This window comes from Allobosea sp. RCC_152_1 (genome assembly GCF_041360765.1).
Lineage (GTDB): Bacteria > Pseudomonadota > Alphaproteobacteria > Rhizobiales > Beijerinckiaceae > Allobosea > Allobosea spartocytisi.
In genome coordinates, this window is record NZ_JBFUPU010000001.1 from 1,059,459 (window position 1) to 1,071,964 (window position 12,506).

Genomic DNA, 12,506 nt, shown 5'->3' on the forward strand with positions numbered 1-12,506 from the left:
GCGCCCTTTTGCATCTGAAAACCCGTTGGGGCTCGGGATGCGCTCAGCTTCCCGAGCGGCCGGCGAGCTGCGGCACGAACATGTCGCTCCACTTCGTCGGCTTCACCTTGATCGACCCGGCCTTGTGCATGAATTCGGCGAACTGCATCACGCCTTCGGGCGTGGCGGTGAAGCGGGCGTCCTTGTCCTCGATCATCTCCTGGACCTCGGCGGCGTCGATCTTCACCTTCGAGGCCTTGGCGAAGATCTCGGCCGCCAACTTCTTGTCCTTGGCGATCAGGGCGGTGGCGTCGTCCATCGCGTCGATGAAGGCCTGGGTCATCTTCGGATTGGCATCGACGAACTTCTTCGGCGCGAAGGTGACGTCGAGCGTCAGGTTGCCGAGATAGTCGACCGAGTTGAGCACGCGGTTGATGCCCGGGCTCTTCGCCTCGATGTACTGGAAGGGCGGCGAGGTGAAATGCGCCTTGATCTCGGTCTTGCCGCCGATCAGCGCGGCCAGCGCCTCCGGATGCGGCAGGCTCACCGTCATCGGATCCATCTTGGCGTAGTTCGCGTCGCCGAACTCCTTGGCGGCGATCATCTGCAGCACGACGGCGGCGAGCGAGGTCTTGATGCCGGGCAGGGCGATCTTGTCGCTGCTGGTGAAGTCCTTGAGCGACTTCAGCTCCGGCTTGTTCGACATCAGCCACAGCGAGGTCGAGCTCATGCCGGAGACTCCGACGACCTCGACGCCCGGAATGCCCTTGGCCTTGGCCCAGAGCGTGACGAAGCCCGGCGCGCCGGTGCCGGCGAAGTCGAGCGTCCCGGCCATCATCGCGTCGTTGATGACGTTGCCGCCGTCGAGCATCAGCCAGGTCACCTTGATGTCGCCGAGGCCGGCGGCCTTGGCGCGCTTCTCGAGGAACTGCTGGTCCTGCATCACGAAGAGCGGCAGATAGAGGATGCCGAAGCCCTTGGAGATGCGGACCTCGCTGACCTCGGCGCGGGCCGGGGCGGCGAGTGCGGCGCCCAGTGCCACGGCCGTGAAGGCGGTGCGCAGGAAAGTCTTGAATGCCATGGGTGTTTCCCTCCGAGTGACGGCCGTTCGGCCTTGTGGAACCAGTGCATTTTCGAGCGAAGCGGATGCCGGTTCGCGTGAAGAAAATGCGATAAAGCCAGGAAAATGGAGCATTCCCGCGTTTCAGAAGAAGGCGGAAATGCTCCGGGTCGTCAGTGCTGCATGCCCCAGCGCCGGATCGTCTTGCGCTCGATGGTGGCGAAGATGACGTTCTCGACGAAAAGGCCGATCAGGATCACGGTGAACAGGCCGGCGAAGACGTTGGCCGTCTCGAGCTGGTTGCGGTTCTCGAAGATGAACCAGCCGAGGCCGCCGGCGCCAGACGAAACGCCGAAGACCAGTTCGGCCGCGATCAGCGTGCGCCAGGCGAAGGCCCAGCCGACCTTGAGTCCGGTCAGGATCGCCGGGAAGGCGGCCGGGATCAGGATGAGCCGCACCAGCTTCAGGCTGCGCAGCCCGTAATTCTGCCCGACCATGCGCAGCGTGTTCGAGACCGAGCGGAAGCCCGCATGGGTGTTGAGCGCGATCGCCCAGAGCACCGAGTGGACGAGCACGAAGATGATGCTGCCGGTGCCGAGCCCGAACCAGATCAGCGCCAGCGGCAGGAGCGCGATGGCGGGCAGGGGGTTGAACATCGAGGTCAGGGTCTCGAGCAGGTCGGCGCCGATGCGCGAGCCGATGGCCAGCGTCGTGAGCAGGGCCGCCAGCACGATGCCGATGCCGTAGCCGATCACCAGCGTCTGCAGCGAGACCAGCGTGCGCTGCGGGATGACGCCGCTGACAATGTTCTCGACGAAGGCCGCGACCGTCTGGCCGAAGGTCGGGAACAGCAGGGGATTGCCGAGCCAGCGGCCATAGAGCTCCCAGGCGACGGCGAGCACCGCGAGGATCACCGCCTTGCGGACGAAGCCGAGGCGATAGATGCGCTCGGCCAGGCCGATGGTCTTGGCGACGACCGGCGCGTCGCTGGAATGGACGTCGCGGATGATTTCCGGGCGGAAGCTGACGAGATCGGTCATGTCGGTCACCTCCGGTTCAATGATGCGCGAAGAGCATGTCGTTGATGCGGGTTTCGAGCGCGGCCTGCGTGCCCGTGCCCATCTCCGCGGCCGGCACGCTGTTGAGCTCGGCCTTGACCTCGCCGGGATGCGGCGAGAGCAGCAGGATGCGGGTCCCGATGCGGATGGCTTCCTCGATCGAATGGGTGACGAAGAGCACGGTGAATTTCGTGTCGTCCCAGAGCCGCAGCAATTCGTCCTGCATCTTGCGGCGCGTCAGCGCGTCGAGCGCGGCGAAAGGCTCGTCCATCAGCAGAACGTCGGGCTCCATCGCCATGCCGCGCGCAATGGCGACGCGCTGCTTCATGCCGCCGGAGAGCATATGCGGATAGCTGTCGATGAACTTGGTCAGGCCGACCTTGTCGATATAGGAGCGGGCGCGCTCCCCGGCCTCGGACGGCATCGCCCGGCCGGAGGCGGTCAGCGCGAAGACCACGTTCTCGCGCACCGTCTTCCAGGGCAGGAGCTGGTCGAATTCCTGGAACACCATCATCCGGTCGGGGCCCGGGCCTGAGATCTTGCGGCCCTTCAGGCTGATCTCTCCCTCGACCGGCGTCAGATAGCCGCCGATCGCCTTGAGCAGGGTCGACTTGCCGCAACCTGACGGGCCGAGCAGGACGAAGCGGTCGGACGGGTAGACGTCGAAGGAGACGCGCCGCGTCGCGGTCACCACCACGTCCGGCGTCTTGTATTGCAGCGTCACACCCTCCACCGAGAGCAGCGGAGTCGCGGATGCGGCGTCAAATGGGGCTAACATGCACCGTCCCTTGTTTTCGTTTCCCGAGCGCACTTATGGGCGCTTGCCGACAGTGATAGCCTGCGGGACTGACTCCAGCCTGACTCGATAACCAGAGGCCGATCCGCTTGCGCGTGCTCGTCGTGGAAGACACCGCCGACATCGCCGAAGCCGTGGTGATGCGGCTCGAGAAGATCGGCCATGCCGTCGACTGGGAGCAGGACGGCACCACCGCCGCCGAGCTGCTGGCGGTGCAGGCCTATGACCTCGTCATCCTCGATCTCAGCCTGCCGGGGCAGGATGGCCTCTCCATCCTGCGCCAGATGCGGGCCCGCCGGCTGGCGACGCCCGTGCTGGTCCTGACGGCGCGCTCCGCCGTGGACGAACGCATCGGGGCGCTCGACCTCGGTGCCGACGACTACCTGGTCAAGCCCTTCGACTATGGCGAGCTCGAAGCCCGCGCGCGGGCGCTGTTGCGGCGCAGCGCCGGACAATCCGACAACATGCTGCGCGTCGGGCCGCTGGCCATCGACCGGGCGGGGCGGGTCGCGAGCGTCGGCGACAGACCCCTCAACCTGACCCGCCGCGAATTGACCGTGCTCGAGATCCTCGCCGCGCGCCCGGAGCGGATCGTGCCCAAGGAGGAGCTGATCGAGCAGCTCTTCAACTTCGACCAGGAGGCGAGCCCCAACGCCGTCGAGCAGTTCGTCGCAAGGCTGCGGCGCAAGCTGGCCGACGCCCCGGTGGAGATCCGGACCCTGCGCGGACTGGGTTATCAGCTTGCGGTTGTCTGACCTTCGCCTGTCGCTGCGCTTCCGCATCATTGCCGTGCTCACGGCGGTGCTGGCGGCGGGCGCGGTCGTGCTGGGGGCTGCCGCCTGGCATTCGTCCTCGCTCGCGGCCCAGCAGGCCTATGACCGCTTGCTGCGCGGCGGCGCGGTGCAGATCGCCGAGAACGTCTATGTCCAGGGCGGGGTCGTCACGGTCGAACCGCCGGTTTCCACGATTGCGACGCTCGCCGACTACGATCTCGTCTTCTACAAGGTGGTCGATCCGCGCGGCATCGTCGTCGCCGGCTACGAGGATCTCGTATCGGACGCCGATCCGGTGGAGACCCGCGCTGGCGTCGTTCTCGAAGACGGCACCTATCAGGGCCAGCCGGTACGGATCGCGACGCTTGCCCGGCAGATCGACATGCCCGGAACCAACAACTGGTCGACGATCGTCGTGGCCCAGACGACCGACGCCCGGCGCGCGCTGGCTCGCGACCTGACGCTCAAGGCGCTCGGCGTCATCGCCGTGATGAGCGTGCTCGCGCTGTTGGCGGCCGCCTATGCGGTGACGCTGGCGCTGAAGCCGCTGACCCGCATCGAGCGCGAGATCGCGAGCCGGCGCCCCGACGACCTGCGCCCGATCGAAGCGGAGCCGCCGCTTGAAATCCGCAATCTCGTTCAGGCCATCGACGACTTCATGCGGCGCCTCTCAGAGCGGATGGCGATCATGCAGCGCTTCATCGCCGATGCCGCCCATCAGATTCGTACGCCGCTGGCGGCGCTCGACGCGCAAGTCGAAATCCTGATCGGCACCCCCGCATCGCGGCGCAAGGCGGATACCGTCAAGCGCATCCATGAACGGACGGCTGAGCTCGGCCGTCTCACCGGGCAGCTCCTCGACCATGCGATGGTGATCCACCGCAAGGATGTCGCGGTTGCGGCCGCCGTCGATCTCAACCAGCTCGCCAAGGGCGTTCTGGCAAAGGCGGTTCCGCTGTCGTTGCCGCGCGAGGTCGACATCGCCTTCGTGCCGGCGGAGCAGGCGCCGATCGTCTCCGGCGACGCCGTCAGCCTGCGCGAGGCGCTGAGCAACCTGATCGACAACGCCTTGCGGCATGGCGCCCGCAGCCGGCTCGTCGTGACGGTGGGCGCCGATGGGGACGCCGCCTGGATCGAGGTCGCCGATGACGGCGACGGCTTTGCCGCGCCGCTGGCCGAGTTCACGCGTCCCTTCGCCAAGGGGCCGGAGTCGAGCGGCTCGGGGCTCGGCCTCTCCATCGCCGCCGAGGTGGCGATGGCTCACAAGGGCGAGCTGGCGCTGTCCCGCGACAGTACCATGACGCGCATCCGCCTGATTCTCGCGCGTTCCTGACCCTGTCGCGGCGCCGAAGCGTCAGGCGCCGTTCTTGATCAATTCCTTGGCGATGATGGTGCGCTGGATCTGGTTGGTGCCCTCGTAGATCTGCGTGATCTTGGCGTCGCGATAGAGCCGCTCGACCTCGAAGCCGCGGATATAGCCGGAGCCGCCGAAGACCTGCACGGCGTTCGCCGTCTGCGCCACCGCCGTGTCGCTGGCGAAGCATTTTGCCATCGAGGAGGCAGATGTCGCAGGCTTCTCATGATCGATCAGCAAGGCGGCGCGCTCGACCAGCGCGCGGGCGGCGGCGATGTCCTTGGCCATGTCGGCCAGCAGCCATTGCAGACCCTGATTGTCGAGGATCGGCTTGCCGAACTGGCGCCGGTCGCGGGCATAACCGAGAGCGGCCTCCAGCCCCGCCTGCGCGATGCCGACCGCCAGCGAGGCGATGCCGACGCGGCCCTTCTCCAGCACGCTCATCATGATGTGGAAGCCGCGCCCCTTGGGGCCGAGCAGGGCTTCGCGCGGCACCACGACGCCGTCGAAATTGAGCGCGCCGACCTGGCTGGCGCGCTGGCCCATCTTGTGCTCCTTCGGCCCGCGCGAGACGCCCGGCGCATGCAGGTCGACCAGGAAGATGCTCATGCCGCGATGGCCGGCGGCCGGATCGGTCGAGGCCAGCACGAAGCCGAGATCGGCGACGGGAGCGTTGTGGATCCAGAGCTTGCCGCCGTCGATGACATAGCCCTCTGCGGTCTCGCGCGCGGTGGTGCGGACGTTCGAGAGGTCGGAACCGGCCTCGGCCTCGGTCAGGCAATAGGCGACGCGCGTCTTGCCGGCGAGGATGTCGGGCAGGTGCTTGAGCTGCACGGGCGTGCCGTAGCGGGTCAGCAGCGTGCCGATCAACTCGACGAGACCGCATTGGTCGGCGACGGAGGCATAGCCGCGCGACAATTCCTCCATCACGATGGCATAGGCGTAGGTGTCGAGGCCGGCACCACCATGTGCCTCCGGCACGGTGATGCCGAACAGGCCGAGCGCGCCCATCTGGCGGTAAATCTCGGCGGGAAAGGTCTCGTCGCGGTCGAGATCGTTGGCGGCGGGCCTGACGACTTCCTCGGCAAAGCGCCGGGCGGTCTCACGGATCTGGTCGTAGATTTCGGCGTCGAGCAAGGGGGCGTGCATGGCTTTCCTCCTCAGGCGACGCCGTTGAGGGCGCAAAGATGTGCCATGCGGCGCGCTGCCAATTCCGGCTCGAAGAACAGCCCGGACTGATCGGCGAGGCGGAAAAGATCGGCATAGTGCAGGATGCCGCGCGCGGATTCGGCGCCGCCGACCATGCGGAAATGGCTCTGGAAGCCGTTCAGCCAGGCGAGGAAGACGACGCCGCATTTGTAATGCTGCGTCGGCGCCTCGAAGAGCCGGCGCGAGAGCGCGACCGTGGGATCGAGGATCGCGTGGAAGCCGGCGCGGTCGCCCGCTTCCAGCTTCGCGAAGGCAGCCGCTGCGGCCGCTGCGATCGGATCGAAGATGCCGAGCAAACCGTGCGAGAAGCCTTGCACGTCACCGGCGATCAGCTCCGCATAGTTGAAGTCGTCGCCGGTATACATGACCACGCCTTCCGGCAGGCGGCGGCGCATCGCGATCTCCTTGCCGGCATCGAGCAGCGAGATCTTGATGCCGTCGATCTTGTCGGCGTGCTCGCGGATCAGGGTGAGCACCGTCTCCATCGCCGGCTCGAAATCGCGGTTGCCCCAGTAGCCGGCGAGCGCCGGGTCGAACATCTCGCCGAGCCAGTGCAGGATCACCTTGCCGCGGCACTGCCGGATCAGGCGGCCATAGACGGCGAGATAGTCGTCCGGTCCCTTCGCGACGCGACAGAGCGCGCGGCTCGCCATCAGGATGATCTTGCCGCCGTGCTTCTCGATATGGCCGACCTGCTCCTCATAGGCGCGGATCACGTCGTCGAGGCTGCGCACGGTGTTGGGGTCAAGCTGGTCGGTGCCGGCGCCGCAGGCGAGATCGGCGCCCGGCGTCGCCTTGGCCTCGGCCAGCGAGCGGGCGATCAGTTCGGCGGCGTTGGGCCAGTCCAGCCCCATGCCGCGCTGGGAGGTGTCCATCGCCTCGGCGATCTTGAAGCCGAGGCCCCAGAGATGGCGGCGGAAGGCGAGCGTCGCATCCCAATCCACGGCCGGGACGCGCCAGGGCTCCTGCTGCTTCAGCGGGGCGGCGACGACATGGGCGGCGGCATAGACGGTGCGGATGCCGTTGGGCTTTGCCGTCTGCGGGAACGGCGAAGGCGGCGAAAGCCTGTAGCGCTCGCTGCTGCCGTCCGAGCGGGGCAGGGTGATCTCGGCCATCGCTTCCTCCAAATCGTTTATTGGAACGTTCCAATTTTAGAAACGTGTTTCGAGCCTTATACAGCCGGCATAAATCCTTTGAAAGGGGATATTGCTTCGCTTCTCATTCACTGATAATGGAACGTTCCAAGAAAAGAACAGTGCGATGCGCCCCGGGACGAAACGATGCCGCAGCCGCAGGGCAGCAAGGGCCAAGATACCAAGAAGAAGGTGACGATCATCGAGATCGCGGACGCCGCCGGCGTCTCGAAATCGACGGTCTCGCTCGTCCTCACCGGCCGCGGCGCGGTCAAGCCCGAGACGCGCCAGCACGTCCTCGAGACGATGGACCGGCTCGGCTATGTCTATAATCGCGGCGCCGCCAATCTGCGCAACGCGCAGTCTCGCATCGTCGGGCTCGTCCTCAACGATCTCTCCAACCCGTTCTTCGCCGAATTCGCGATCGGCGTGGAGAAGGTCCTGCAGATGGCGGGCTATGTCGCCTTCATGGCCAACACCGCCGAAAGCGTGGTGCGCCAGGAGCAGGTGATGCGGATGATGCGCGAGCACGGCGCCGGCGGCATCATCCTCTGCCCGGCGCTGGATACGCGGCCTGAGCATCTCGACTGGGTCAGGGCTGCCGGTACCGCCCTGCTGGTGGCGATCCGCCGCCTGCCGGATGTGGCTGTGAGCCATGTCGTGCCGGAAAATCTGGCGGGGGCGAGCCGCATCACCCGCCATCTCATCAATCTCGGCCATGAGCGCATCGCCTTTCTCGGCGGCATGCATTCGATGGTGGTGCGGCAGGAGCGGCATGGCGGCTTCCTCGCTGCGATGGAGGCGACCGGGCGCAATGTCGATCCGGCGCTCAACCTCGAAAGCATGCCGACGCGCGATGGCGGCTTCGGCGCGATGAGCGCCGTGCTCTCGCTCGCCGACCGGCCGACAGCGGTGGTCTGCTACAACGACGTCACCGCCATCGGCGCGATGCTGGCGGTGGCGCGCCACGGCCTCGTCGTCGGGCGCGATATCGCCATCGTCGGATTCGACGACACTAGCGAGGCGCGCCATGTCTCGCCGGCGCTGACCACCGTCGCCGTCGATCCCGTGGGCTTGGGCGAGCGCGCCGCCGCGCTGCTGCTGAAGCAGATCAATGACCCCGCCGCGGAGCCCGAAAGCTTCATCGGCCCCGCCAACCTCGTCATCCGTGAATCCTGCGGCGCCTATCAGCGCGCGCTCGCCGCCGCCGGCTGAGACCTCGAAGAGATAAGAAACATGGCTTTTCCCCGCATCCTCTCCGCCGACGAAGCCGCCGCCCTGATCCCGGATGAGGCGATCGTCACGGTCTCCTCCTCCTCCGGCCTCGGCTGCCCTGATGCGGTGCTTGCAGCCATCGGCCGGCGCTTCGACGCCTCCGGTCACCCGCGCAACCTGACGACGCTGCACCCGATCGCGGCCGGCGACATGTGGGGCGTCAAGGGCGTCGATCACATCGCCAAGCCCGGCCTGCTCGCCCGGATCATGGGCGGTTCTTATCCTTCCGGCCCGTCCTCGGCCGAGCCGCCTGCGATCTGGAAGATGGTCACGGGCGATGAGATCCCGGCCTACAATATCCCGAGCGGCATCCTATTCGACATGCACCGCGAAGCCGCCGCCAAGCGGCCGGGCGTGCTGACCAAGATCGGCATGGACACCTTCGTCGATCCCAAGCACCAGGGCTGCGCCATGAACGCGCGCGCCATGGCCGAGCCGATCGTCAGCCGCGTCGCGTTCGACGGCGAGGACTGGCTCTATTTCCGCAGCATCGTGCCACAAGTCGCGATCATCCGCGCCACCACCGCCGATGAGCGCGGCAATCTCTCCTACGAGCATGAAGGCGGCCTGCTCGGCCCGCTCGATCAGGCACTGGCCGTGCGCAACAATGGCGGCATCGTCATCGCGCAGGTGAAGCGCGTGGTCGAGGCCGGCAGCCTCAACACGCAAGCCGTCTTCGTGCCCGGCATTCTGGTCGATGCCATCGTGGTCGCGCCAGACCAGATGCAGACCACGCAGACTGTCTACGATCCCGCCATTTCCGGCGAGGTGCGCCGGCCGCTGTCGAGCTTCGAGACGCCGGCCTTCGACGTCGCCAAAGTGATCGCGCGTCGGGTCGCGCAGGAACTGCGTTACGGCGACGCGGTCAATATCGGCTTCGGCATCTCGGCCAATGTCCCGCGCATCCTGATTGAGGAAGGCCAGCACGGCGCCGTCACCTGGGTGATCGAGCAGGGCGCCGTCGGCGGCGTGCCGTTGCTCGAATTCCAGTTCGGCTGCGCCTCCAATGCCGAGGCGATCGTGCCTTCGCCCTACCAGTTTACCTATTTCCAGGGGGCGGGCTTCGACATGTCGCTGCTCTCCTTCCTGCAGATCGACAGGCAGGGCTGCGTCAACGTCTCCAAGCTTGGCGTGCGTCCGCATGTCACCGCTGGCGCCGGCGGCTTCATCGACATCACCGCCCGGGCCAAGCGCATCGTCTTCTCCGGCTATTTCAGCGCTGCGGCCAAGCTTGCCATCACTGAGGGCAAGCTCGTCATCGAGAAGGAGGGCAAGGTGAAGAAGCTGGTCGAAGCCGTTGAGCATATTTCTTTCTCCGGCCCTCGTGCCGTCGCCCAGGGCCAGGACGTGACCTACATCACCGAGCGTTGCGTGATGAAGCTGACGGCGGACGGCATCGCCGTCACCGAGATCGCGCCCGGCGTCGATCTTGAGCGCGACATTCTCGCTCAGAGCGAATTCCCGCTGCTGGTCCCGAAGCCGCCGAAGCTGATGGACGCCGCGCTCTTCGACGAGGCGCTGATCGGCCTCGAACTCCCCGCGAGGGCGGCATGAGCGATCCCGTCCGCCTCCACATCGCCTCGGGCATTGCGACGATCACGCTCGCCCGGCCCGAAAAGCTCAACGCGCTCGACGACGTCATGGTCGGCCTGCTCGGCCGCTTTGCTGACACCATTGACGCCGACCGCTCGGTCCGTGCCGTCATCCTGACGGCCGAGGGCAAGGCCTTCTGCGCCGGCGGCGACATCGTCGCCTGGGGCGGGTTATCGCCGCTGGAGATGGGGCAGGGCTGGGTCCGCTCCGGCCATCGCGTCTTCGACAAGCTCGCGCGGATGAAGCCGCCGGTCATTGCCGCGATGAATGGCCACGCGCTCGGCGGCGGGCTCGAGCTCGCCGTTACCGCCGATATCCGCATCTGCGAGGCGCAGGCCAAGATCGGCCTGCCCGAGAGCGGGCTCGGCATGATTCCCGGCTGGTCCGGCACGCAGCGTCTGGTCAGGCGGCTCGGCGGGCAGGTCGCGCGCCGCCTCGCGCTGACCGGCGAGATCGTCACGGCTGAGACGGCGCTGACGCTTGGGATCGTCGATCAGGTCGTGGAGAAGGGCGGGGCGCTCGCGGCCGCGCAGGCCATGGCCGAGCGCGTCTGCCAGCGCGGGCCGGTGGCGAACCTCGTCGTCAAGCAGCTCATCAATGCGGCCGAGGGCGAGGACAGCGCTGCGATCATGGAGACGCTGGCGAGTTCACTCGTCTCCTACACCGAGGATGTGAAGGAGGGCGTCGCGGCCTTCCAGCAGAAGCGCACGCCACAATACCGGGGAGAATGAGATGAGCCGTCCCGTCGCCCTGATCACCGGCGCAAGGCGCGGCATCGGCCGCGCCATCGGCGTCGCGCTCGCCAAGGCGGGCCATGACATCGCCTTCACCGACATCGTCGAGGACGAGGCTGCGAACGAAGCATTGAAGCTCTTCGAGGCGGCGGGCGCTGCGGCTCGGTTCTTCAGGCACGATGTCGCGGCCGTCGCGAGCCATGCCGACCTCGTGGCGAACGTCAAACAGCGATGCGGCCGGCTCGATGTTTTCGTCTCGAATGCCGGCATCGGTGCGCCGGTGCGCGGTGACATGCTGGAGATCACGCCGCAGAGTTTCGACGTCGTCATGGACGTCAACCTGCGCGGCGCCGCCTTCCTGAGCCAGGAGGTGGCCAAGGCCATGCTCGCCGACAGGCCGGAGCGCCCGGCCATCGTCTTCATCACCTCGGCCTCGACCGAGCTGGTTTCGATCGACAGGGCGCAGTACTGCGTCTCCAAGCTCGGCCTCTCGATGTGGGCGAAGGCGCTCGCCGTCAGGCTCGCGCCGGAGGGGATTCCGGTCTTCGAGGTCAGGCCGGGCGTGATCCGCACCGAGATGACCGCGAAGGTCGCTGCCAAATACGATGCGCGCATCGCCGAGGGGCTGATTCCCGCCGGCCGCTGGGGCGAGGGCGAAGATGTCGCAGCGGTCGTCGCTGCCCTGACGGGTGGACAGTTCGCCTATGCGACTGGAACAGTGATCAACGCCGATGGCGGCTTGCTGATTCCGCGATTGTAGGGATTCTGCTGCGGCCCCGGGCGAGAACCGGCGGCCCGGCCGGCCGGGAGGATTGATGAGGAAGGCATATGAAGGCAGCCCTGCTTTCGCCACCCGGAACGGGCGGCCCGCATGAGCTATGAATTCGATTTCGCCGATGTCTTCTCGGCATGGCCCGAGCTGCTGCAGGGGCTGCTCAATTCGCTGGTGCTGTCGGCACTGGCGATGGCGATCGGCATGGTGGTTTCGGTCGCCGGCGCGCTCGGCAAGACCTCGGGGCCGAAATGGCTGGTCCGGATCATCGACGAATATATAGAGCTGATCCGCAATACCCCGTTCCTGATCCAGATCTTCATGATCTATTTCGGATTACCGTCCCTGGGCCTGAAGTTCTCCTCCAACGGGGCGGCGCTGCTGGCCCTGGTCGTCAATGTCGGCGCCTATGGCATCGAGATCATCCGCGCCGGCATCGAGAGCATCCAGAAGGGCCAGGTCGAGGCGGGCAAGTCGCTGGGCATGCGCCCGCTCCAGATCTTCCGCTACATCATCCTGAAGCCGGCGATCCAGGCGATCTACCCTTCGCTGACCAGCCAGTTCATCCTGCTGATGCTGAACACCAGCGTCTGCTCGGCGATCGCGGCGAGCGAATTGACGGCGGTGGCGGGCGACATCCAGTCGCGCACCTTCCGCAGCTTCGAGGTCTATTTCGTCGCCACCTGTCTGTATCTCGGCCTCTCCGTCTTCTTCTGGACGGTCTTCGCCGGGATCGAACGCGCCTTCCTGCGCAAGCCAACCCGGTGAGG

12 protein-coding genes are annotated in these 12,506 nt (G+C 66.6%); 7 read left to right on the top strand and 5 right to left on the bottom strand.

The window, feature by feature from the left end; all coding sequences use genetic code 11:
• Positions 1–43 precede the first annotated feature (43 nt).
• The 3 genes from AB6806_RS04955 to AB6806_RS04965 form a co-directional block, all read right to left on the bottom strand.
• Entirely contained in the window at positions 44–1,060 is a 1,017-nt protein-coding gene (locus tag AB6806_RS04955; protein WP_142020811.1) for an ABC transporter substrate-binding protein, read from the bottom strand.
• 152 nt (positions 1,061–1,212) lie between these two features.
• On the bottom strand, positions 1,213–2,079 hold the full coding sequence (locus tag AB6806_RS04960; RefSeq protein WP_142020812.1) for an ABC transporter permease: 867 nt from the start codon (positions 2,077–2,079) through the stop codon (positions 1,213–1,215).
• A gap of 16 nt (positions 2,080–2,095) precedes the next feature.
• The gene (locus tag AB6806_RS04965) at positions 2,096–2,875 is read right to left on the bottom strand and encodes an ABC transporter ATP-binding protein (RefSeq protein WP_142020813.1); all 780 of its coding nucleotides are present in this window, start codon (positions 2,873–2,875) and stop codon (positions 2,096–2,098) included.
• 107 nt (positions 2,876–2,982) lie between these two features.
• On the opposite strand from AB6806_RS04965, the gene AB6806_RS04970 reads away from it, so the two are divergent.
• Both AB6806_RS04970 and AB6806_RS04975 read left to right on the top strand, forming a co-directional pair.
• Entirely contained in the window at positions 2,983–3,648 is a 666-nt protein-coding gene (locus AB6806_RS04970; protein WP_038367741.1) for a response regulator transcription factor, read from the top strand.
• Positions 3,641–4,999 (top strand): sensor histidine kinase, encoded by a 1,359-nt coding sequence (locus AB6806_RS04975; RefSeq protein WP_142020814.1) that lies wholly within the window; start codon positions 3,641–3,643, stop codon positions 4,997–4,999. Before AB6806_RS04970 ends, AB6806_RS04975 begins: the two co-directional genes overlap by 8 nt.
• 21 nt (positions 5,000–5,020) lie before the next feature.
• Here AB6806_RS04975 and AB6806_RS04980 read toward each other — a convergent pair whose 3' ends face one another.
• Both AB6806_RS04980 and AB6806_RS04985 read right to left on the bottom strand, forming a co-directional pair.
• A complete protein-coding gene (locus tag AB6806_RS04980; RefSeq protein WP_370954216.1) occupies positions 5,021–6,169 on the bottom strand; it encodes an acyl-CoA dehydrogenase family protein in 1,149 nt (382 codons plus the stop codon).
• A gap of 11 nt (positions 6,170–6,180) precedes the next feature.
• The gene (locus AB6806_RS04985) at positions 6,181–7,344 is read right to left on the bottom strand and encodes a dihydrodipicolinate synthase family protein (RefSeq protein ID WP_142020815.1); all 1,164 of its coding nucleotides are present in this window, start codon (positions 7,342–7,344) and stop codon (positions 6,181–6,183) included.
• Positions 7,345–7,509: 165 nt separating this feature from the next.
• Between AB6806_RS04985 and AB6806_RS04990 the strand changes: the two genes are divergently transcribed.
• The 5 genes from AB6806_RS04990 (at position 7,510) to AB6806_RS05010 (ending at position 12,504) form a co-directional block, all read left to right on the top strand.
• Entirely contained in the window at positions 7,510–8,577 is a 1,068-nt protein-coding gene (locus tag AB6806_RS04990) for a LacI family DNA-binding transcriptional regulator (RefSeq protein WP_142020816.1), read from the top strand.
• 21 nt (positions 8,578–8,598) lie between these two features.
• On the top strand, positions 8,599–10,191 hold the full coding sequence (locus tag AB6806_RS04995; RefSeq protein ID WP_142020817.1) for an acyl CoA:acetate/3-ketoacid CoA transferase: 1,593 nt from the start codon (positions 8,599–8,601) through the stop codon (positions 10,189–10,191).
• Positions 10,188–10,961 (top strand): enoyl-CoA hydratase/isomerase family protein, encoded by a 774-nt coding sequence (locus AB6806_RS05000; RefSeq protein ID WP_142020818.1) that lies wholly within the window; start codon positions 10,188–10,190, stop codon positions 10,959–10,961. Before AB6806_RS04995 ends, AB6806_RS05000 begins: the two co-directional genes overlap by 4 nt.
• A gap of 1 nt (position 10,962) precedes the next feature.
• Positions 10,963–11,724, top strand: coding sequence for a 3-ketoacyl-ACP reductase (locus tag AB6806_RS05005; protein WP_142020819.1), 762 nt, complete (start codon positions 10,963–10,965; stop codon positions 11,722–11,724).
• A 111-nt stretch (positions 11,725–11,835) separates the two neighbouring features.
• Positions 11,836–12,504, top strand: a complete 669-nt coding sequence (locus tag AB6806_RS05010) for an amino acid ABC transporter permease (protein WP_142020820.1) — start codon at positions 11,836–11,838, stop codon at positions 12,502–12,504.
• Positions 12,505–12,506: the final 2 nt, after the last annotated feature.